The organism is Vibrio fortis (assembly GCF_024347475.1).
Lineage (GTDB): Bacteria > Pseudomonadota > Gammaproteobacteria > Enterobacterales > Vibrionaceae > Vibrio > Vibrio fortis.
In genome coordinates, this window is sequence record NZ_AP025487.1 from 1,503,124 (window position 1) to 1,525,842 (window position 22,719).

At 43.7% G+C, this 22,719-nt stretch carries 13 protein-coding genes; 8 read left to right on the forward strand and 5 right to left on the reverse strand.

The genetic code is table 11. From position 1 onward, the window contains the following. Positions 1 to 58 precede the first annotated feature (58 nt). Positions 59 to 1,411 (reverse strand): hypothetical protein, encoded by a 1,353-nt coding sequence (locus OCV50_RS06500; protein WP_261904025.1) that lies wholly within the window; start codon positions 1,409 to 1,411, stop codon positions 59 to 61. Between the two features lie 97 nt (positions 1,412 to 1,508). Between OCV50_RS06500 and OCV50_RS06505 the strand changes: the two genes are divergently transcribed. Continuing rightward, a complete protein-coding gene (locus tag OCV50_RS06505) occupies positions 1,509 to 2,348 on the forward strand; it encodes a CvfB family protein (protein WP_275665633.1) in 840 nt (279 codons plus the stop codon). 378 nt (positions 2,349 to 2,726) lie between these two features. On the opposite strand, the gene rsmF is transcribed toward OCV50_RS06505, so the two are convergent. From rsmF to OCV50_RS06525, 4 genes are all read right to left on the reverse strand, one after another. Then, positions 2,727 to 4,148 carry a 16S rRNA (cytosine(1407)-C(5))-methyltransferase RsmF gene (gene rsmF / locus OCV50_RS06510; RefSeq protein ID WP_261904026.1) on the reverse strand — a complete coding sequence of 474 codons (1,422 nt, stop codon included), beginning with the start codon at positions 4,146 to 4,148 and terminating at the stop codon, positions 2,727 to 2,729. 144 nt (positions 4,149 to 4,292) lie between these two features. Beyond that, positions 4,293 to 6,950 carry an MlaD family protein gene (locus OCV50_RS06515; protein ID WP_261904027.1) on the reverse strand — a complete coding sequence of 886 codons (2,658 nt, stop codon included), beginning with the start codon at positions 6,948 to 6,950 and terminating at the stop codon, positions 4,293 to 4,295. Beyond that, the gene (locus OCV50_RS06520) at positions 6,937 to 8,220 is read right to left on the reverse strand and encodes a paraquat-inducible protein A (RefSeq protein ID WP_261904028.1); all 1,284 of its coding nucleotides are present in this window, start codon (positions 8,218 to 8,220) and stop codon (positions 6,937 to 6,939) included. Before OCV50_RS06520 ends, OCV50_RS06515 begins: the two co-directional genes overlap by 14 nt. Positions 8,221 to 8,318: 98 nt before the next feature. Next, positions 8,319 to 10,115, reverse strand: a complete 1,797-nt coding sequence (locus OCV50_RS06525) for an ABC transporter ATP-binding protein (protein ID WP_261904029.1) — start codon at positions 10,113 to 10,115, stop codon at positions 8,319 to 8,321. An 89-nt stretch (positions 10,116 to 10,204) separates the two neighbouring features. On the opposite strand from OCV50_RS06525, the gene OCV50_RS06530 reads away from it, so the two are divergent. The 7 genes from OCV50_RS06530 to OCV50_RS06560 all read left to right on the forward strand — a co-directional run bounded on the left by OCV50_RS06530 (position 10,205) and on the right by OCV50_RS06560 (position 22,606). Further along, positions 10,205 to 10,678, forward strand: coding sequence for a GAF domain-containing protein (locus tag OCV50_RS06530; RefSeq protein WP_261904030.1), 474 nt, complete (start codon positions 10,205 to 10,207; stop codon positions 10,676 to 10,678). A gap of 98 nt (positions 10,679 to 10,776) precedes the next feature. Further along, positions 10,777 to 11,400 (forward strand): RNA chaperone ProQ, encoded by a 624-nt coding sequence (gene proQ, locus OCV50_RS06535; RefSeq protein ID WP_239840819.1) that lies wholly within the window; start codon positions 10,777 to 10,779, stop codon positions 11,398 to 11,400. Positions 11,401 to 11,417: 17 nt separating this feature from the next. Then, complete coding sequence (prc, locus tag OCV50_RS06540) at positions 11,418 to 13,412, forward strand: carboxy terminal-processing peptidase (RefSeq protein WP_261904031.1); 1,995 nt, start codon at positions 11,418 to 11,420, stop codon at positions 13,410 to 13,412. 188 nt (positions 13,413 to 13,600) lie between these two features. Then, a complete protein-coding gene (locus OCV50_RS06545; protein ID WP_239840821.1) occupies positions 13,601 to 14,299 on the forward strand; it encodes a hypothetical protein in 699 nt (232 codons plus the stop codon). A gap of 237 nt (positions 14,300 to 14,536) precedes the next feature. Beyond that, positions 14,537 to 17,143: an aminopeptidase N gene (gene pepN, locus OCV50_RS06550; protein WP_261904032.1), complete on the forward strand. Its 2,607-nt coding sequence runs from the start codon at positions 14,537 to 14,539 to the stop codon at positions 17,141 to 17,143. A 171-nt stretch (positions 17,144 to 17,314) separates the two neighbouring features. After that, on the forward strand, positions 17,315 to 17,533 hold the full coding sequence (locus OCV50_RS06555) for a DUF2835 domain-containing protein (RefSeq protein WP_261904033.1): 219 nt from the start codon (positions 17,315 to 17,317) through the stop codon (positions 17,531 to 17,533). A 228-nt stretch (positions 17,534 to 17,761) separates the two neighbouring features. After that, positions 17,762 to 22,606, forward strand: a complete 4,845-nt coding sequence (locus OCV50_RS06560) for an NAD-glutamate dehydrogenase (RefSeq protein WP_261904034.1) — start codon at positions 17,762 to 17,764, stop codon at positions 22,604 to 22,606. The last annotated feature ends 113 nt before the right edge of the window (positions 22,607 to 22,719 follow it).

Below are 22,719 nucleotides of genomic sequence, written 5' to 3' on the forward strand. Positions count from 1 at the left end.
TATGCTTCACACTTAGGTATAACTTTCTCCAAGTGACTTGGTCACATAGAGGTGACTGCTAGACTTGGGTGATCTCTTCAATATCGACGATCTTTGATCGGTTCATAACGATTTTCCAACGATAATAGGTTGGTTCGCTATCATGATTGTTCTCTTTGATGATTAGGTTCAGTAGGTGACGTTTTTCGACCGATTCACGACTGACCTGTCCGTCATTCAAGCGATAAACCTTGTTTGAACCTTTATCCATTAAACGCGTTAGTGCCCTTAAGCTGATTGAGAGTGTCTCACGCGTCTCTTCGTAACCACTCATAAAAGTTGATGTCGACATCTCTGTATGGGAACGATAGTGGAGGATCTGCTCCTCACGTTGCACAACACGTTTTTTGCGGATTGCTTGAATACGGTCTGCGAGTTTTGAAAAGTTCGTGTAATCCAGCCATTCAAGTTTGTGTCCAACGACTTTCTTCGTTGTCGGATCAAGGTAGCGGCGTTTCCATTTTGGTTTCCCTTTGCGAATCCAACGCCAAAGTATGTCACGCAAGTCATCTTTGAAGATCTCACGTAATGCATAAATGAATGACATAGCAACAATAAACGAGGCGGTAATTTCTCCGAGGAAATCTCGAGCTAGAATAACCGTGGTGGTTACAAATACCATCACTAAGCCAGTAGCAATGCCTTTAACGGCACGCTTGACGTTGTTGCCCATCGAAACGGCTTTTTCTTGAAGTACAATCGGGTGTTCGATAAGACGGCGTAATAAACGCATTTTGTTACTCAATCGAGTCACATCTTCACGAACTTTAGCCGAATTGTATCGATTGAGTTTTCGGTGTGCGGTCTCTTTTTCACACAGAGCGATCAAGCGTTCTTTAATCGTTGAGTATTCACTGCCTCTAGGCATATGAGAGATCAGCGATAAGAACTTTTGTTCAGTATACCAAGAGAGGTAGTTATCGATGTTGGCGTAGTAGCGCTTTAAGTTTTCTTCATATGGAATGCTTCGACGAAGCTTTTTAAGGATATCAAGAGCAAGCTCGATCACCTCATCTACTTCATCTGACGTGACCGTGTCACTATCATTCTTGTTCAGGCTAGACACCGCCTTATCTAGAGCAATCACATACTGATAGGCGAACAAACTTAGACTAACACGGTATTGAGTCGTTGAGAGGCGCCCACGTTTTGCGAGACGACTGTGAACAAGAGGCAATAGTGTTTTATCACTGTAGTAAGCGCGTTTCTGCGTAATAGAGCTATAGAAAAATGCGCTCTCAGAGAGGACTTCTGGTGTCAGTCCGAGTTCACCGGGAACAAAGAGATACACGTCCATGTCGAGTTTTTTGGTCTTGGCCATTGCATGGTTTATTTTTAGTGTAATCGCGTCTTGTTTATCAACGGTGATCAACGAAAGTTCCTCTAGTGTAAAAATATGAATGAAACTAGCGAAAGCATAACAGAGATCACGTATAATCTCTGCCAAATTTAATGTAGAGACAATTTTGATGATTAATATTGGTCAAATAAACAACTTAGAAGTAGTAAAACAAGCAGATTTCGGTGTATTCCTTGACGCAAGCGATTATGGAACCGTGTTGCTACCAAAGAAGTTTACTCCTGAAGGCGTTGAAATTGGTCAAAAATTAGATGTGCTGCTTTACATCGATTCAGATAATCAGATTGCAGCAACTACAGAAACTCCAATTGCACAAGTGGGCGAGTGGGGTTTGATGCAAGTAGAAGGCGTGAACAGTACGGGTGCTTTCGTTAACTGGGGTATCAAAGGTAAAGACCTGTTGGTACCATTTAGTGAACAGCGTGGTCGCCTGCATGAAGGTCAATCTATTCTTGTTTACGTGTATATTGATAAAGCGTCTAGCCGTATTGTAGGCACAACGAAATTTAACAAGCTACTAGATAACACACCGGCAAACTACAAGCGTAACCAGCAAGTTGATTTGATCATTGCTGAGCGCAGCCAACTGGGTTACAAAGCAATCGTAAACGGCGAACACTGGGGGATGATTTTCCCATCAGATGTAATTGGCAAACTTTTCATCGGTAAAACACTGAAAGGATACATCAAGAACATCCGCGAAGAAGACGGCAAAATCGACCTGTCTTTGCAGAAAGTGGGTGTGGCTAAGATGGACGATTTGAGTGTTAAGATTCTCGATCTCTTAGAGAAAAAAGGCGGTTTCTTACCGCTGAATGATAAGTCTTCACCAGATGCTATCTTCTCTGCTTTCCGTACCAGTAAGGGTACATTCAAGAAAACGATCGGCGGCTTATACAAAGCGGGTAAAATCTCGATTGATAAAGAAGGCATTACTTTAGTTAAGTAACGCACTTTGTTTAGATAGGACTTATTTAAGTTCGTGTTTGTGAAGGAGCTCTTTATGGGCTCCTTTTTGTTTGTCACAAAACAAAAAAAAGCCCAAACGTTCCTGTCCGGGCTTAGGGGAAAGGGCTCCGAGGAGCCGACGCTTACAGCGCTATTTATCTGTCTGATAGGTCAAGTTTAGTCGATTTTTACCAAATGGCGATTTATTCCCTTTAAAAGCAGATATATTTATTAATAGTTTTAATAACAGTAGCATTTGACGATATGCATCAGAGTTACTGTTGAATCATCGTACCTCGCTCTGATAGAAACGAAAAAGCCCGATATCACATCAAAATAAGAGTGAAATATCGGGCTTTTATGGTTTTATGCTTAGGAGTTAGAACAAGTTTTTATCTCGAACTAATTCTCGTGGGAGGCCGTTTTTAATTCGGTTGCCGACCCATTTCCCAAGGCCAATTATTGCGCCTTCAAACTTAACAAGAACTTCACCTTTACCTGATAAACTTTCAGGGCGAACGTCACGTCCCATGAACCACTCACGAGCATCTTCAATGGTAAGCTCAACGACATTCGATTCGTTTCCTTTAGCCAAGGATGTTGCGACTTGATGCTGCCAGCGATAGCCTTTCTTATGTGTCTCGGCGATCTTGATGCCCATGCGCGAGAATCGTAGCTCACCAATCATAGGCTCAAGTGCAGCCGGGAATAACCACACATCCTTGTCGCGTAGCCAAACCTGAGCGTCTGTTGGTAGTGAGATATCCAAAGCAGTATTGAGGTGATCCTCAACTTCTTGTTGTATTTTTTTCGACGCTTTTTCAAATGGGAATTTACCCATGCGTTTTTTCACCTGAGGTGGCGTCACAGAAGCCACTTTGCGTATACGAGCCACGAAGAAACCTTCTGAATCGTATACTTGTGGGAAGATATGTAGGAATCCTTCTTCAGTTAGGGTCGCTTTGGCATCCTCGAATAAACCTTCAAGAGACTCGAACTCCACGGCATCACCAAAGGTTTCTTTTAAGTGGTGACAAACTTGTTGGTTCTCTTCTGTACTCAGAGTACATGTTGAATAAACCAGAACCCCATCGGTTTTAAGTGCATGGAAAGCACTCTCAATCAAATCTTTTTGTGTGTTCGCGATATCGACTACTGAGTCGTAGGTCCAGTTTTTCATCGCGTCTGCATCTTTGCGTACAGTACCTTCTCCAGAGCATGGCGCGTCGAGCAAAACTGCATCAAAGGTCTCTGGTAACCAGCCACCAAATACACGGCCATCAAAGTTACTCAACGCCGCGTTGCGAACACCACAGCGTTCGATGTTAGCATGAAGGACTTTTACACGACTTGCTGCGTATTCGTTGGCAACCAGAACGCCTTCGTTATTCATTAAAGCAGCGATCTGTGTTGTTTTAGAGCCTGGCGCCGCCGCGGTATCCAGAACAGCACTATATTCTTCATTTCCAAAGAACAGTGCTGAAGGTGGCATCATAGAGCTGGCTTCTTGAATGTAGAAAAGACCAGACATATGCTCAGATGTATTTCCAAGTGGAACTACACTCTCATCTGCTGTGATCCAAAATCCAGTATCACACCATGGCACCGCTTCTAGTTCCCAGCCTTTGTCTTTTGCACGCGCTAAGAAGTCTTCAACACTGATCTTAAGTGTGTTGACTCGAATGCTTTTGCGTAGTGGTTTTTGGCATGACTCGATAAATGAAGCCATGTCCAGATGACTCGGCATAAAGGTTTCGATGTGAGTAAGAAACTCTTTGGGGATATAGACGTTAGCGTGCAAGGGTTTATCTCGGCTGTGACTTGAATGCGACAAGTTTAAAGCAAAAAGGGTGAGTGCTAAACCACAATTGACCCAGATAATAAAAATGCAGCCAATTGGCTGCATTTACGTTTAATTATTGTTCGCCTCGAACCGTTTTGGTGACTAAGGCTTAGGAATAGCGGTGCGCCACATTTTCCAGTCATCTTCCGCTTGCGGGTAAAGGTAGAAAGATTGATCTTCTGCTGCTTGTGGTTGGAGTTTATCTGTTGGAGGTGTAGCAAACGTGATGCCACCGCGCAGTAAGCTTTCAACCGTACCTGCTTTGATATTAGCGCCAGACAGGCCAATAGAAACATCGACACCGGATACGTTCCAGAACACGCTATTGGCGCGAACTAAGTAGGCATATTCAGAGTCAATTCGAATCGTTGAGATAATACGATCAGCAAATTCCCCCAAGCGAACATCAATCACAGAGCCAATCTCTAATTCGCGGAATAGAATAGGGGTGCCTTTGGTCACAGAGCCACGAGATTCGCTCTGAAGTACAAACACTTTTCCTTGAGACGCAATCGGTGCATCGTCTAAGACAAACTGATTAGTGTGCTTGCCTGAGCCTGGCTCAACGCTAATATGCTTAGACAATAGTGCTGAAACGTTCTTTATTCCGCTTAGTCCTATTTCAGGGCTCGCCAACCAGAAATGACTATTCTGAACTGCGACTTTATCTACGTACTCCGGAAGAATTCGAGCGGTGATCTCAATACCCTTGCGGTTGAAGTTAGGAACGACGAGAGTCACTTCACCAACGGTCACACCTTGGTATTTAATCGGTGTTCCTTTTGCCACCTCGATATCACCACCAGCGACTAACTGAATCGCACGGCCAAACTTACGAGCTGTCTTAGCATTTTCATAGAGCTTCCAAGAAGAACCAATCTTATTATCGATGCCAGGCAAAGAGTCAAAGGCAATACCCCCTTGAATCAGAGTTTTCATCGGGGCTGCTGTGATATTCACACCGGCTAAAGAGGCATCGACTTCAACACCTGAACGATTCCAAAAGACCGTTTGATCTGTAATTAAATGCGTGTAGCGATTCTCAACCTTGGCTTTGATCTTCACGCCACCGTCAGATAGTTGGAAGTCGGAAACGGTGCCCACCTCAAGGTTTCTATAAAGAATTGGACTGCCTTTCGAGATAGGCGGCAGTTCATTGGCAAACAGAGTGATCGACTTTGAACCACTATGATTAAGCTTTGCCAATTCAGCCAATGATTTGCTTTGGAACAGTTGATAGTTGGGTTGTACTTTCGCTTGGCCTTCACTTACAAAACTGATTGAGCCAGTCAACAGTTGTTTGGCTGGTGGCACTGTGACACTCAAGCCGGATTCCGTGAGCTCTGCAGTGGCGCTGCCCGTCACGAAGAAACGGTTATTGCTCTTGATAAGATGCGCGTATTGGTTGTCGATAAGCGCATCCATGTAAACTTCGTGCCTATCACTTCCAGTACCGACTCCGTCAACAAGACCCACTTCAATGATCGAGCCAACTGCAATGCCTTTGTAGAGCAAGTTCGTCCCAACATCTAGACCAAATGAGTTGTTTGATGTCAGGCGAATTGCAACGGATTTTTCTTGTTGTTGATTGTATTCGTGTTTACGAATCGCGGTAAATTGACGCGCTTTGTCACCTTCGCCCGGTACTAGTGTAAGGAAGTTCCCCGTGACTAAGTTGCCAATGTTCTCTACGCCCGTTAAAGATAGCTTGGCTTCTTCTAAGATGAATTTACTGCCTGAGTTTAAGAAATCGCTGAACGCAGGTTGAATTGCCGCAGAGGCAACCACATTTTCACGACCTTTACTCAATGAAAGATCGGTAACCTGGCCAATTTCAATACCACGGTACATAATTGGTGCACCCGTTGCGCTGATGTTGTTGTCATCAGGCACGGCAATCTTGACTGAGATACCACGTCCAGCCGTCTTTAGATCTGGGTAGAGCTTGAACTTGGTATTCATTTCGACAGGCTGACCTTCTCCTGGTGAATCAACCGCAATTGAACCTCCAAGTAGGGCGCTGAGACTTTCTAAACGTACGTCAACGCCAGAAAAGCCAATACTTGCACCTAAGCCACTAACATTCCAGAAGCGGCTTTGGTCGGTGATGATGTGGCTGTATTCATCTTTAATTGCTGCTTGAATCGTTACCGACTTACCGCTTTCATTAAGTTGATAGTTGTAAACCTCACCAATTGGGATCTTGCGGTAAACGATTTGAGAGCCAACCGACACACCACCGAGGTCTTTCGCGGTCAACATGATGTTTAAGCCTTGAGAAGCGAGCAGATCTGAAGGTGAAGACTCTAAAGCGGTGAATACTGTTTCTGGCTCTTGCTCGGTTTCACTTGGATGAATCGCAATGTAATTACCAGACACCAAGGCATCCAGCCCTGATATTCCAGATAGGCTGGCGGTTGGTTTTACTAACCAAAATCGCGTGCCTTTACTAAGGAGTTTTTTCGCCTCTGGGTAGATGTCTGCGTCAACGTAGATGCTCTCAAGATCTTCAGAGAGTGTAATATCTCGTACCATACCGACTTCGAGGCCTTGGTATCGAATGGTAGTTCTACCCGCGATTAAACCTGCCGCATCTGAGAAGTAGATCTGTACACGCTGCCCTGCATCGTGAATTGACTTCATTACCAACCAGCCGGCGAGAGCGACAGTCAGTATCGGAAGAATCCACAGAGGTGAAATACCTTTGTTTTTCCTGATATCAGGTGAGTACGACGTTTGTGATTGGTTATTGTTGTTCATTCACTGACCCATCATTAGAGGTGTGGTTATCCCAAATAAGCCTAGGATCTAAGCTTTCAGCGGCGAGCATGGTAAGTACCACTACAACGCCAAAAGCCACAGCACCATATCCTGGTGTAAAATTAAGAATTTGACCGCGGTCGACTAATGTCATCATGATTGAGATAACAAATAGATCCATTACAGACCATTTGCCAATCCACTTTACGATGAAATAGATCGTCATACGCTGACGGCGGTAGAGCGTCCTTTTCACTTGAATACATATAAGAATGTAGGCAAGCCCTAAAATCTTAGCGACAGGCACGACGATACTGGCGATAAAAATGATCGCGGCAATGCCGTACATTTCGCTGTTTACCAATGAGGCAACACCAGAGATTATTGTATCTTCGAGGCGTTGACCGTTGGTTATAAGTATTGAAATAGGGATGACGTTGGCAGGTATGATTGCAACAGATGCAGCAATCAGGAGACACCATGTCTTTTGAATCGAATAGGGTTTGCGATGATAAAGCTGGTGATGACAACGCACACAATTTTCTCCCTCTGGTTGAGAGAGGTGACAATTATGACAATGGACACTTTTAGAAGTATCAAAATTAAATGTAGTCTCTGCTTTCCATGCTTCCCAATATCGGCGAACACTAATTCGGCTCACTAGAAGAACACTAAACAGCTGTAGAAGCAGTAGGCCGATAAGCCCCGGGCCGACAAAAATATCGGAATAGTCTTGGAGCTTAAAACAAGAGACCGCAACACTGACCAAGAATACATCTAGCATCATCCAATGTTTGAGAGTTTGGACGATGGCTAGTGAATAACGAAATGGCGTAAACCACTTCATGTCTAAAGCAAGGTGAGCGAGTAATACTGAGCTACATACAAGAAATGGCGCAATTGAACTACAAAATAGAATTAATAGCCCAAGGAGCGGGAAACCTTCCGCCATCAACGTAAATACCCCAGAAGGGAGCGTAGCGGGAATCATCACACCAATCAGACGAATACTAATGTAATCGAAAAAGTGCGATGGAATGAACAACAGTAGACAGGTGACAGCTATCGCTAGATTGCCTGATAAGCTCGGAGAACCACCTCGATAAAGCTGAGTGCCGCAACGAGGGCAGTATGCTGATTTGCCACTAGGAACATCGGTTTTGTCTACCGGTAACTCGCACCCTTGGCAAAGGCGCACATTTTGTGGTTCGTTCTGATGACGTTCGGATAATGGAACAGTTTGAGTTGGTGTTTTAGAAGTGGAGGCCATAATACCTCCATTCATTAATTTGGTTGCTGTGGGTTAAAAACGAGTGATGGTGTGTTGGGCAAGCTGTGAACTTGCCCTTATCTGTTGGTGAACAAATACTAGGCGTGAGATTGCACACTCCCATAGAGTGTTTGATACAGTCCTTGTTGTTCAACCAATTCACCATGTGTACCCGTTTGTGTTACCTGCCCATCTTCTAATACATAGATGAGATCAGCTTGTTTTACCGCTGAAAGTCGGTGCGCAACAATCAATGTTGTGCGATCTTTCAAAAATTCACTTAACGCTTTATGCAGAGCGGCTTCGGTTGCAGTATCGAGCGCAGACGTCGCTTCGTCGAGAATAACAAACTTAGGATTACTCAACACCATTCGAGCAATTGCCAAGCGCTGTCTTTGGCCACCGGATAGGCGAACCCCATTCTTGCCGATTTGTGTATCTAGCCCATCATTTAATTGCGCAATAACGTCTTGCATCTGAGCGATATCTAGCGCACGCCATAACGACATTTCATCGTAATCTGCTCCAAGGGTCAGATTATGCCTTAATGTATCGTTGAAGAGTATAGGCTGTTGTAAAACAACGGCTATTTGATTTCGAATTACATCAAAGCTGATGTCATCCGTCGTCTCGCCATTGTATTTTATATGGCCTGAATCTGCGCGATAAACCCCAATCAGCAATTGGATGAGTGTAGATTTACCACCACCACTGGCACCTACCAGTGCGACTTTCTTACCCGCTGGAATTGAGAGAGAAAGCTTGTTTAAAACAGTGTTTTCTAAAGTGTAAGAGAATGTAACATTTTCAATGTCAACAGACACTTCTTTATTTTCAGAAAATGGGTTCACTTTGCTGACCGGGCGGTGCTCTTCTTCAAGTGTCAACAAGTCATTAATACGCTTCAGTGCGGCCTTAGCGCTGTACCAAGAGAACTGAATACCAAGTAGTTCTTGTACAGGGCCTAACATAAACCATAGGTAACCAAATACCGCAAAGATTTGGCCGATGGTCAGATCGCTAAACAAGACCATCAACATCGCGACAGCTCTAAACAGTTCAAAGCCGAGCAAAAACAGAAGGAACGATAATCGACCTGCTGCTTCCGATTGCCAAGCGTATTTGTCGGCATCAATTCGAACTTGATTAGCTTGCTGCTTTAGTTCGTCGAGGAAAATACGTTCTTTATTGGCCGCTCTTAATTGATAAATGCCATCGAGAGTTTCGACCAAACGGTTCTGGAAGCGCTCAAATGACTGGTTTTCATGTTTCTTAAGGTGTTTGACCTTACTACCAAGCTTTCGCGAGAAATAGATAACAACAGGGTTAACCAATAAAATGAACAGGCCTAAGCGCCATTCCAACCACAGCAAGACAATGGATGTGCCTAGGACTGTGAGAAAACTAATAAGGAATTTAGACAGTGTTGAACCAATAAATTTATCGATGGTCTCTATGTCAGTGATTAAGTGAGCATTGATGCCACCGCTGCCTTTGGTTTCGTATTGTCTGATACTGATGCGACCAAGCTTGTCGATCATCTTACTGCGCATCTGATAAGTGATCGTTTTGGATACAAGAGTAAATTGTCGACCTTGCAGAATGTTCAGTCCTTGGCTAACTGTGCGCATCACAATGACCAATAGGAGTGTCAGTGCAATGTAACCGGTAGGCGTTTGCATTGAAGCTGGCAATAGATGATTCATCATATCTAGGCCAGATGCAGGCTTGTCGAGTAACACTTCATCAACCATTAAAGGCATTAAGAGTGGGATAGGGACGCTGATAAGCGTGGCGATAATGGCAATAATGTTGGCAAACACCAGTTTGGACTTGTGTTTTTTTACTTGAGTTATAAGCCAAGCGCGGCTAATAGTGTCATCTGAATTGGTCATTTTAATGAGAATAAGTCCTATTTGGGTTGGTGGCCGCATTCTACTGCGTTCTCTTAATAATGGAAGTCTCAATTTAATTGGAAGTTAATATGAAAATAGAACATTACCATCGCTTAACCAAACAAGCCGTCGCTTTAATCGAATCAGAAACCGATATGATCGCAAATTTGTCAAATATCAGTGCATTACTGGCGATGGAACTTGACGATCTTAACTGGGCTGGCTTTTACTTAATGAAAGGCGATGAGTTGGTTCTTGGCCCATTTCAAGGTAAGCCTGCGTGTGTTCGTATTCCAATTGGCCGCGGAGTATGTGGAACGGCGGTAGCAACAAACTCTGTACAACGTATATACGACGTACATGAGTTCGAAGGTCACATTGCTTGTGATGCCGTTAGTAACTCAGAGATCGTAATCCCATTCTCTATTAATGGTGAAATTGCTGGTGTACTTGATATCGATAGCCCAAATGTTGGTCGATTTAGTGAAATTGACGAGGAAGGACTGACATTTTTCATGGCAGAAGTGGAAAAGCTGCTTAATTCGCATACGAACAAGGCATAAATTATTCTCTTACTGTGGTTTTTCCCAAGCATCTCTCTATAATACGTAAAAATATTTTCTTAATGCTCGCGGAAAAACCGCAAAAACCAGGAACCCTCATGGAAAACACTGAAAAGTTAAAAAACAGCAAAGAAGTTATCGCATATATTGCTGAATGTTTCCCTAAATGCTTTACTTTAGAAGGTGAAGCTAAACCACTTAAAATTGGTATTTTTCAAGATCTTGCTGAACGTCTAAATGAAGACGAGAAAGTAAGCAAGACTCAGCTACGTGCAGCGTTAAGACAGTACACTTCATCATGGCGTTACCTGCACGGCGTAAAAGCTGGTGCAGAGCGTGTTGACCTAGATGGCAACGCATGTGGTGTTCTAGAAGAAGAGCACGTAGAGCACGCTAAAGCGACTCTTGCAGAAAGCAAAGCGAAAGTACAAGCTCGTCGTAAAGAGCAAGCGCAAAAAGCTCGCGAAGAGAACAAAGCAAAACCAAAGGCGAAGAAAGCTCAACAGCCTCGTCGTCAAGCACCAAAAGCTCCAAAAGTAGAAAAGCCTGTTGAAACACGCGCTCTAAATGCTGACGAATTCGTTACTGGCAAAGAAGTGAATGTGAACATGGGTAAAGGAAACATGGCTGCGACCATTGTTGAAATCAATAAGGAAGATGTACGTGTTCAGTTAGCAAACGGCCTACAAATGGTTGTTAAAGCGGAGCACTTGCGCGCTTAAAGGAGATACTCCTACGCATGAAATGCCGTTCAAAATTGACACTGATTGCTGCTAGCTTTTGGCTAGCAGCTTCAGCTCAGGCTCTCGAAGCCAAACTCGATCAGGATGATTTACCTCTACTCGCTCCTGAAGTCCAACATGAAACCGCGAGTAAACGTGTCACTTCTCGTTTCACACGTTCTCACTATAAACACTTCAATCTCAACGACGATTTCTCTCAAGCTATTTTTAATCGTTACCTAGAGATGCTCGATTACAACCGCAATATCTTCACTCAGGCGGATATCGACTCTTTTACTTCTAAAGCTATTCAGCTTGATGATCAACTAAAAGCCGGTAATAACCAGATTGCTTTTGATGTTTACAATCTATCAATGCAAAAGCGTTTTGAGCGTTTTCAATATGCGCTGTCTTTGCTTGATGAAGAGATCAAGTTTGATGTAGATGAAAGCATTGAACTCGACCGCAGTGAAGCAGCTTGGCCTAAAGATACCGCAGAAGTGAATGAACTTTGGCGCAAACGTGTTAAATACGATGCGTTAAATCTTAAGCTGACTGGAAAAGAGTGGCCTGAAATTCAAGAAGTTTTGGAAAAGCGTTACAACAATGCGATGAAGCGAATTACTCAATCGCATAACGAAGATGCTTTCCAGATCTACATGAATGCATTCGCTCGTGAAGTTGATCCGCATACTAGCTACTTATCACCACGTAATGCAGAGCAGTTCCAATCTGAAATGAATCTTTCATTGGAAGGAATTGGAGCAGTATTGCAAATGACGGATGACTACACGGTGATTCGTTCATTAGTGGCTGGTGGTCCTGCATCTAACAGCAAGCAGTTAGGTGAGGGTGACCGTATAGTTGGTGTCGGGCAAGATGGCGAAGAGATCGTTGATGTTATTGGCTGGCGACTTGATGACGTTGTTCAATTAATCAAAGGCCCAAAAGGGACTAAGGTTAAGCTTCAGATCTTGCCTGACGGTAAAGATGCAAAAAGTCACGTTGTCACAATTGTACGCGATAAGATTCGTCTCGAAGACAGAGCCGTTAAGTCTGAAGTGATTGAGAAAGACGGTAAGAAGATTGGTGTTCTTGAAGTACCGAGCTTCTATGTTGGCCTTTCAAAAGATACTGATAAGCTGATTACTGAGCTTAAGAAACAAGATGTTGACGGCATCATTGTTGATCTTCGTAACAACGGTGGTGGTGCACTGACTGAGGCAACGGCACTTTCTGGTCTGTTTATTAAAGAAGGTCCGGTAGTTCAAGTTCGTGACAGCTATGGTCGTGTCAAAGTGAACAGCGATACTGATGGCGAAATCAGCTATCAAGGTCCGTTGACGGTTTTGATCAACCGATACAGTGCTTCAGCTTCGGAAATCTTTGCGGCGGCAATGCAAGATTACGGACGCGCGATCATCTTAGGTGAGAACTCATTTGGTAAAGGCACGGTACAACAGCACCGTTCACTGAATCATATCTACGATTTATTCGATAAAGAGCTAGGTTATGTTCAGTACACCATTCAGAAGTTCTATCGAATCAATGGCGGTAGTACACAAAATAAAGGTGTAGTTCCAGATATTGCTTATCCAACGCCAGTCGATCCTGCAGAAACAGGTGAGAGTGTAGAGGACAATGCGCTGCCTTGGGATAGTATCGACAAAGCAAAATACTCTGTGTTACAGCGTAACGATGAGCAAATTGCAAAGTTGACAACACAACACCAAGCTCGTATTGCTAAAGATATGGAGTTCGGATTTATCGCTCAAGATATTGAAAAATATAAAGCGGATAAAGACGACAATACGCTTTCTCTAAACGAGAAAATGCGACAAGAAGAGACTGACACAGCAGAAGCACTTCGTTTAGAACGTATCAACCTGCGTCAAAAAGCTAACGGTGAAGAAGCCTTTAAGACACTGGATGATGTGCCTAAAGACTACGAAGCCCCTGACGCTTACTTGGATGAGTCAGTTGCGATCATGCTCGATATGATCAATAAGTAATTCTTGTTGAGCGAAAAAAGCGAGCCTTGTGCTCGCTTTTTTATTATCTATGGTTGCCACAAACATGCATCTATTCCTTTTGGGATGACAAAAATGTTACTTCGTAAGTAAAATTTAGTGATTTGGATCATATTTTTCGCTTTATATGAATAACGTGCCTAAGCTTAAAGAAACATAAGGGGGCGCGTATGAAATGGATACTTCTGACACTATCTTGTCTATCATTTATCGCTACAGCCGGAGAAGGTGCTGCACCGACACCTACTGAGCCAACTCAACCAGCTAAGAGTGACAGTAATCTGTCGCACTTCGATCTTCCACTTTTGCTGGGTGATTGGTACCTACTTAACCCAAACCCTGAAGACGGTACTGAAGACTTCAGAGCAATTAAACTTACCCTTGATTCCAATTACACATTCAGTATCGATATTCAAAAAAAAGACTTTAGCGTTGATCATTGGGAAGGGATGTATAACGCCAATGGCGACACGATTATTCTTGGCCTAAACACGGCAGAACCACAGGTTTACTCATACAGCAGTAATCACAATATGCTGAATCTCAACGGTGTTTTGTTTACTAAAGCTCTACCCAATGCGCTGGCAGGGATTTGGTCGAGCGCTGAATTATCAGGTAGTGATTTGAGAGCGAGTAATATTCAGAAGATGGATTTAGTTCTACAACCAGATTTCGTTTTCATGTTCAGAGTCTCTGATGAAACAGGTGATGAGATCGTGCAGCGCGGTGTTTATTACACAGAAGGCGACCAATTAGTTCTGCTTTATGAAGATGGTGAGCACGGTACACGCTATACCCTCAATAGTGACGTTTTAACACTCGAAGGTGAAGAGAGTGATATGTACGCTGTGCTCAACAGAATTCGTTAACGCTCTGTTTCTAAAGAAATTGTTAAAATGTGGAGTTATTTCCGTTTGATGGAAAATAGTAATGCAGCCCCCTTTACCAGTGTTAAATAACAAATCTGGTTAAAAAACTAGCAAATATAAGAGGCATTTATACCAAATGCCTCTTTTTGTTCATCTAGCCCTTGAGTTCTGACCAAACTGCCTTTAGATATATACAGTTATTTCAAATTTACGCATAACGATCAAAAGGAACAAGTCATGGCACATACCCCTCAAGCCAAGTATCGTAAAGATTATCAATCACCTTCTCATAGTATCTCTGAGATAGACCTAACATTTGACCTATATGACACGGCTTCTATCGTGACAGCTGCTTCTAAGGTAAAGCAAGAAAAGGAAAGCTCGACTCTGGTACTGGATGGTGAAGGCTTGAAGTTGGTATCAGTATCGGTCAATGGTGCAGAGTGGACTCATTACGAGCAAACAGAAACACAACTATCACTGACACAACTTCCGAAAGAGTTCGAATTAACGATCGTGACGGAAGTGAATCCTGAAGGTAATAGTGCACTAGAGGGCTTATATAAGTCGGGCGGCGCATTCTGTACTCAGTGTGAAGCGGAAGGTTTCCGTCGTATTACTTATTACATGGACCGTCCTGACGTATTGGCTAAGTTCACAACGACGGTGATTGCTGATAAAGCTGAGAATCCATTCCTATTAAGTAATGGTAACCGTATCGACGAAGGCGAAGCAGAGAATGGTCGTCATTGGGTTAAGTGGGAAGACCCACATCCAAAACCAGCATACCTGTTCGCACTGGTTGCCGGCGACTTTGATGTACTGCGTGACAAATACATCACTCAATCTGGTCGCAACGTTGATTTAGAAATTTTTGTTGATAAAGGTAATCTAGATCGTGCAAATCACGCGATGGTGTCGTTAGTTAACTCTATGAAATGGGATGAAGAGCGTTTCGACTTAGAATACGACCTAGATATCTACATGATCGTAGCGGTTGATTTCTTCAATATGGGCGCGATGGAGAACAAAGGCCTTAACGTATTTAACTCTAAGTTTGTTTTGGCTAATGACCAGACAGCAACGGATACCGATTACCTAGGTATCGAAGCGGTAATTGGCCATGAGTACTTCCATAACTGGACTGGTAACCGCGTTACTTGTCGTGACTGGTTCCAATTAAGCCTGAAAGAAGGTCTAACCGTATTCCGCGACCAAGAGTTCTCGTCTGATCTAGGTTCAAGAGCAGTCAATCGTATCAACAACGTTCGTATTATTCGTGGCCCTCAGTTTGCAGAAGATGCGAGCCCAATGTCTCACCCAATTCGTCCTGAGAAAGTGATTGAAATGAATAACTTCTACACTTTGACGGTTTACGAAAAGGGTAGCGAAGTGATTCGCATGATTCATACTCTGCTGGGTGAAGAAGGTTTCCAAAAAGGCATGAAGCTTTATTTTGAGCGTCATGATGGCACAGCAGCGACTTGTGAAGATTTTGTGGCGGCTATGGAAGATGCATCTGGTGTTGATCTGACTCAGTTCCGCTTATGGTACAGCCAATCGGGTACGCCGACTTTATCTGTAGAAAGTCACTATGATGCAGAAGCCAAACAATATACGCTGACGACACGTCAACGCACTGAACCAACACATGAGCAATCTGAAAAACAAGCGCTACATATTCCTTTCGACATCGAACTCTACACATCAAACGGTGATGTGATTGAGTTACAATGTAACGGTGAGCAAGTCGGTAATGTGTTAGATGTAAAAGAGGCGGAGCAAACCTTCGTTTTCGATAACGTTCAAGAGCAACCAATTCCATCACTACTGCGTGAGTTCTCTGCACCTGTGAAACTGGAGTATGATTATTCAGATGAAGAACTTATCTTCTTGATGGTTCATGCTCGCAATGAATTCTCTCGTTGGGATGCAGGTCAGATGCTACTAGCGAAGTACATCCGTAACAATGTAGCTAATGTACAACAAGGTAAAGAGTTCGAACTTGCTTCATCGGTGATTGATGCGTTCCGTGGTGTATTACTAAGCGAAACACTAGAGCCAGCATTTATTGCAGAGATGCTTTCTCTACCTAGCCACAATGAAGTGTCAGGTTGGTATGAGCGCGTTGATATCGATGCAATCGCGTCTGTACTTAAATCAATGAAAGTGACACTGGCTGCTGAACTGCAAGATGAATTAGCAGCGGTATACCATAGTCATGCGTTGAAACAGTACACCATCGATCATGACTCAATCGGTAAGCGTACGTTGCGTAAAGTCTGCTTGAGCTATCTAGCTCATACAGAGCTTGGTAACGATCTTGCTGTTGAGATGTACGAATCTGCAAACAATATGACCGATTCGATGGCAGCAATGGGTGCAGCAAACAGTGCTCAACTTGCATGTCGTGAAACGTTAATGGCTGATTACAGTGATAAGTGGAAACACGATGGTCTAGTAATGGATAAGTGGTTTGCACTTCAAGGCACCAACCCAAGTAGTGATGCTCTAGAAGTGATCAAGGCGTCGATGTCTCATCAAGCATTTAGTTTGAAGAACCCGAACCGCACACGTAACTTGGTTGGCTCATTCCTGAACATGAACCCAGTTCAGTTCCATGATAAGTCAGGTAAAGGCTATGAGTTTGCAGGTGAGATCCTGCGTGAGCTAAACAGCACCAACCCGCAAGTGGCCTCTCGACTGATTGACCCACTACTTAAGTTTCGTAAGTACGACGAAGAGCGCCAAGCGTTGATCAAAGCGGAACTAGAGACGTTGAAATCAATGGACAACCTTGCAAAAGACCTGTTTGAGAAAGTGACGAAAGCGCTTGAGGCGTAATCAAAGTTATTATTCTCTTTCTAACTTTAGCGAGATTATCTTCTAACTATACAGCGATAAGCGATATAGTCAGATAATGTTTAAATTTAAGCCAGTAATGCTAGTGTATTGCTGGCTTTTTCATCAAAAGTGCCGATTTTTCGGGATACTGTTTATTTATACAGGCATCATATGAACAGCTACCATTTCAGACTTAATATTACTTACCAGCAGTTTTTGGCGAATTATTCCGGCGCCGCAAGTAACGTACATGTTGTTACAACGACAGGTTTAAGGCTTCAATTGCCTGCAACTCGATTCAGACCATTTCTTACACAAATAGGGGTGAAAGGGCTGTTTAGACTAACAACTGACCAAAATAATAAGTTTATTAAGTTAGAAGCTCTGTAAGCCTCGCCATAACTAGAGAGTTAAAAGGAATCTTAATCACATAATCAAACATTTCACCTCCTACCAGCCCGAAAATTATTAACTATTTTTCAATAATGCTTTTACAATAAATGGATGCATTACCTTTGCTTAACTCGCTTGTGAAACCAGAGGTTTAGGGCCCTGTTTTTTAGTGAGCTGAGTGATCCCCCTAATAATAAAATACAATTCTAATTGTGGAGTGTGACTATGACCGCACGTGAAACTGTGGTTCCAGTTTTGCTTGAAAAAGTGTACAAACTGATTCAAGACAAACTAGACCTTGCTCATCGACCTCTAGTAACTCAACTTGCTCAACACATGTTTAGTAATGTTTCTCACGACGACCTAATCCAGAGAAACGAATCCGATTTATATGGTGCTGTAGTTAGCTTATGGCATCACATCAATGAGAAGAAAGCCGACGATATTTCTGTGCGAGTATTCAATCCGACGGTAAGCCGTCAGGGTTGGCAATCAACGCATACGATTGTTGAAATAGTGGTGCCAGATAGCCCATTTCTTGTCGACTCAGTAAAAATGGCACTAACACGCCTTGATCTCTCTTCTCACTTAATGCTCCACAACCCAACTCAAATTCTTCGTTCAGACAAAGGCGATGTTGTCGGTGTTAGCGCTAACGAAGGTGTTTTCCAGTCACTATTCCACATTGAGGTGGACCGTTTAAGCAGTAAAGCTGAGATGACTCAACTTAAAGAAGAGTTACTGGCGATCTTCCGCGATACTGGTCTAGTTGTTAACGACTGGATGAAAATGGTTGAGCGACTACAAACCGTCACAGACCAAGTTGAAGCGCAAAAAGATTCTATTCCAGTTGACGAAAAACGTTTCGAAGAGACGGTTGCGTTTTTGCGTTGGCTAGGTGAGCACAACTTCACTTTCATGGGATACAAAGAGTACGACCTAGTATCTGTTGATGGTGATACAGTTTTAAAACCAACGGAAGAGCAAGGCCTTGGTTTATTCGCGAACTCAAATCGTGTTCGTGATGTGAAACTGTCTGAATTCTCTGATTCGGCAAGACTAGAAGCGAAGAAGCCTTACGTTCTTATTTTAACGAAAGGTAATACAGCGTCACGCATCCACCGTCCGGCGTATACCGATTACATCGGCATTAAGAAGTTTGATGAGAATGGTAAAGTGATCGGTGAGCACCGTTTCACAGGTCTATACACATCTGCAGTTTATAACCACACAGTAGAAACGATCCCACTCGTGCGAGAGAAGGTAGAGCGTATTCTGGAAGCAAGTGGTTACCGTGAAGGTTCATACTCTTACAAGGCTCTGCACAATATTCTTGAAAACTACCCACGCGACGAACTTCTTCAGGCTCGTGAAGAAGAGCTGTTAGAAGTAGGTACGGGTGTCGTTCAGATGCAAGATCGCGATCTGCTGCGTCTGTTTGTTCGTAAAGACCCGTTTGGCCGTTTCTTCAGCTGTATGGTGTATGTGACTAAAGACAGATACAACACTGAATTGCGTCGTCAAACTCAACGTATTCTTAAGCAGTACTTTGGCTGTGAGCAAGAAGTAGAGTTCACGACTTATTTCTCTGAAAGCCCACTGGCTAGAACGCATTACATTGTTCGTGTTGATAATAACAACATGGACGTTGACGTTAAGACAATCGAGCAGAATTTAATGGAAGTATCATCGACTTGGGATGACCGCCTATCGGAGTCAATCATTGCAAACTTTGGTGAGAGCAAAGGACTTCCTCTGTCGAAAGAGTACATGCGTGCATTCCCACGTTCATACAAAGAAGACATGATGCCAGGTTCTGCGGTTGCAGACATTGAGCGTTTGGAAGCTCTTACTGAAGAAAACAAGCTGGGCATGTTGTTCTACCGCCCACAAGAAGAGGCTGCGGATTCGAAAGCAGTTCGACTAAAGCTTTTCTACCACAGTGATGAGCCAATTCACCTTTCAGACGTTATGCCTATGTTGGAAAACCTAGGTCTTCGCGTAATTGGTGAATCTCCTTATGAAGTTCGTAAGACTAACGGTGTTACTTACTGGATCCTTGATTTCTCAATGCTACATAAGAGCGAAGAGACCATTGATCTTCGTGAAGCGCGTGATCTTTTCCAACAAGCGTTCGCTGCCATTTGGGCGGGTGAGCTAGAAAGTGATGGCTTTAACCGTCTAGTACTGGGTGCAGGTCTATCAGGTCGTGAAATCTCAATCCTGCGTGCATATGCTCGTTACATGCGTCAGGTTGGCTTCCCATTCAGTCAGCAGTACATTGAAGAAACACTGTCGCATTACCCTGAACTGGCAAAAGGTCTGGTTAAGCTGTTCGCTAAGCGTTTTGATCCTAAACACAAGGGCAGCGCGAAAGGTCAACAAGATCTTATTAACACAATCACTGAGCAGTTAGATCATGTAGAGAGCTTGGATGACGATCGTATCATTCGTCGCTACATGGAAATGATCAGTGCAACGCTTCGTACTAACTACTACCAAGTAGACGAGAACAAGCAAGCAAAACCATGGCTAGCACTTAAGATGAAGCCAAGCGAGATCCCTGATATCCCGGCACCAGTACCGGCGTTTGAGATCTTCGTTTACGCACCAGACATTGAAGGTGTTCACCTACGTGGTGGCAAGGTGGCTCGTGGTGGTCTTCGTTGGTCAGATCGTCAAGAAGATTTCCGTACAGAGATTCTTGGCTTAGTTAAAGCACAACAAGTTAAGAACACCGTAATCGTTCCAGTTGGCGCGAAAGGTGGTTTCGTATGTAAACGTCAGCACACGATGACTGGCCGCGATGAGATCTTTGCTGAAGGTCAACGCTGTTACAAACGTTTCATTCGTGCACTACTGGATGTATCCGATAACATCATTGAAGGTGAAGTTATCCCACCTAAGAATGTTGTTCGTCATGATGAAGATGATCCGTACTTGGTTGTTGCAGCGGATAAAGGTACTGCGACATTCTCAGATCTCGCAAACTCAGTATCTGCTGAATATAACTTCTGGCTAGGCGATGCATTTGCTTCTGGTGGTTCTAATGGTTATGACCACAAAGCGATGGGTATCACTGCGAAAGGTGGTTGGGAATCGGTTAAGCGTCACTTCCGTGAAATGGGCATCGACTGTCAAACCACAGACTTCACAGCAATTGGTGTGGGTGATATGGCGGGTGACGTATTTGGTAACGGTATGCTGCTATCTAAGCACATTCGTCTACAAGCTGCGTTTAACCACATGCACATCTTCATCGACCCGAATCCAGAATCTGCTAGCAGCTGGGAAGAGCGCAATCGCCTGTTCAATCTGCCTCGTTCTAGCTGGGAAGATTACAATAAAGATTTGATTTCTAAGGGTGGTGGTATTTTCTCGCGCCGTTCTAAGTCAATCACTCTTACACCTGAAATCCAAAAGATGCTTGGCACCAAGAAAGCATCGCTAGCGCCAAATGATTTGATCAAGATGATCCTATCTATGAAGGTCGATCTACTTTGGAACGGTGGTATCGGTACTTATGTGAAGTCTTCAAATGAGACTCACACTGATGTTGGTGACCGCGCAAACGATGTATTACGTATCGATGGTCGTGACCTACAAGCAAAAGTTGTTGGTGAAGGTGGTAACTTAGGTATGACACAACTGGGTCGTATCGAATATGGTCTAGCTGGTGGCCGTGTAAATACTGACTTTGTTGATAACGTTGGTGGTGTTGACTGTTCGGATAACGAAGTAAACATTAAGATCTTCCTGAACGGCCTAGTATCAAACGGCGATCTAACGGTTAAGCAACGTAACCAAGTACTTGAGTCGATGGAAGACGAAGTCGGCGAGATTGTACTTGATGATGCATACTGCCAAGCTGAATCTATCTCTGTAACCGAGCACCAAGGTGTAAGCCTAGTGAAAGAGCAGATTCGCTTTATTCACACTATGGAGAAAGCGGGTTACCTCGATCGTGGTCTAGAGTACATCCCAGATGATGAGACACTACTTGAGCGTGAGAAGCAGGGCAATGCACTAACGCGTCCAGAGCTATCAGTTCTGATTGCGTATGCGAAGATGGTACTGAAAGAAGATCTTGTTTGTGATGAGATTGCGAACGATGAGTTCCATGCTCAGCAACTGATCCAGTACTTCCCAACAGAGTTACGCCGTAACTATGTGCAGCACATGGATAACCATCCTCTACGTGCTGAGATCATTGCAACAGCACTAGCTAACCAAATGGTTAACGAAATGGGTTGTAACTTCGTGACTCGTTTACAAGAAGAGACGGGCGCAGACATTGTTGACATCGCGAATGCTTACACTGCATCACGCGAGATCTACGGCTTTGGTGATGTACTTAAGCGTATTCGTGCGCTAGATAACGTTGCGTCGTCTGATGCTCAATACGATCTTATCTTCAATGTTCGTCGAGCGATGCGTCGTATTAGCCGCTGGTTATTAAGAAATCGCCCAGGCAAACAGTCTGTGACAGCATTGATTGAGCTGTACCGCGAAGATGTAAATGCAATTACGAAGGTTCTGGATGAAACGCTAGTGGCTGCAGAGGTAGAAGAGCACAACTCTGTTGCTAAGGTTTGGATTGAACAAGGTGTTGAAGAAGAACTAGCGAACTCGGTAGCGCGTCTGTCTAGCCTGTACTCAGCACTGGATATATCCACAGTGGCACGCGAAACGGGTAAAACGGTTGAGCAAGCTTCGAAGTTGTACTTTAACCTTGGTGATCGTTTGTCGCTGCACTGGTTCTTGAAACAGATCAACAGCCAAGCAGTAGATAACAACTGGCAAGCACTGGCTCGTGCGGCATTCCGTGAAGATCTGGATTGGCAGCAGCGTCAACTAACTGGTCAGGTTCTAACTTGTGGCTGTGCATCAGACTTGGATGTTATCAAAGCCCTAGACGACTGGATGGAAAGCAACGCTGTGTCACTGCATCGCTGGGAAAGCATTCTGAATGAGTTTAAAGTTGGCTCAGTTCATGAATTTGCTAAGTTCTCAGTAGCACTACGTGAACTTATGCTTCTTAATCTAAATTGTATGTCGAAAGACCAATAAGATTTAAGTAGCGTTAATATCGATACGAAATGGCAGCAGAGTGTGGCTGCCATTTTTTGTGTCGAAATAGGTCAATCTTGTTAATTAGTTTATGTTCCAAGCAGATAGACGAT

Coding starts and splice junctions, on each gene's coding strand:
- OCV50_RS06545 (WP_239840821.1), top strand. CDS start 13,601: ATGAAATGGATACTTCTGACACTATCTTGTCTATCATTTATCGCTACA.
- OCV50_RS06530 (WP_261904030.1), top strand. CDS start 10,205: ATGAAAATAGAACATTACCATCGCTTAACCAAACAAGCCGTCGCTTTA.
- OCV50_RS06520 (WP_261904028.1), bottom strand. CDS start 8,220: ATGGCCTCCACTTCTAAAACACCAACTCAAACTGTTCCATTATCCGAA.
- OCV50_RS06525 (WP_261904029.1), bottom strand. CDS start 10,115: ATGACCAATTCAGATGACACTATTAGCCGCGCTTGGCTTATAACTCAA.
- OCV50_RS06515 (WP_261904027.1), bottom strand. CDS start 6,950: ATGAACAACAATAACCAATCACAAACGTCGTACTCACCTGATATCAGG.
- OCV50_RS06555 (WP_261904033.1), top strand. CDS start 17,315: ATGAACAGCTACCATTTCAGACTTAATATTACTTACCAGCAGTTTTTG.
- OCV50_RS06505 (WP_275665633.1), top strand. CDS start 1,509: ATGATTAATATTGGTCAAATAAACAACTTAGAAGTAGTAAAACAAGCA.
- pepN (WP_261904032.1), top strand. CDS start 14,537: ATGGCACATACCCCTCAAGCCAAGTATCGTAAAGATTATCAATCACCT.
- prc (WP_261904031.1), top strand. CDS start 11,418: ATGAAATGCCGTTCAAAATTGACACTGATTGCTGCTAGCTTTTGGCTA.
- proQ (WP_239840819.1), top strand. CDS start 10,777: ATGGAAAACACTGAAAAGTTAAAAAACAGCAAAGAAGTTATCGCATAT.
- OCV50_RS06560 (WP_261904034.1), top strand. CDS start 17,762: ATGACCGCACGTGAAACTGTGGTTCCAGTTTTGCTTGAAAAAGTGTAC.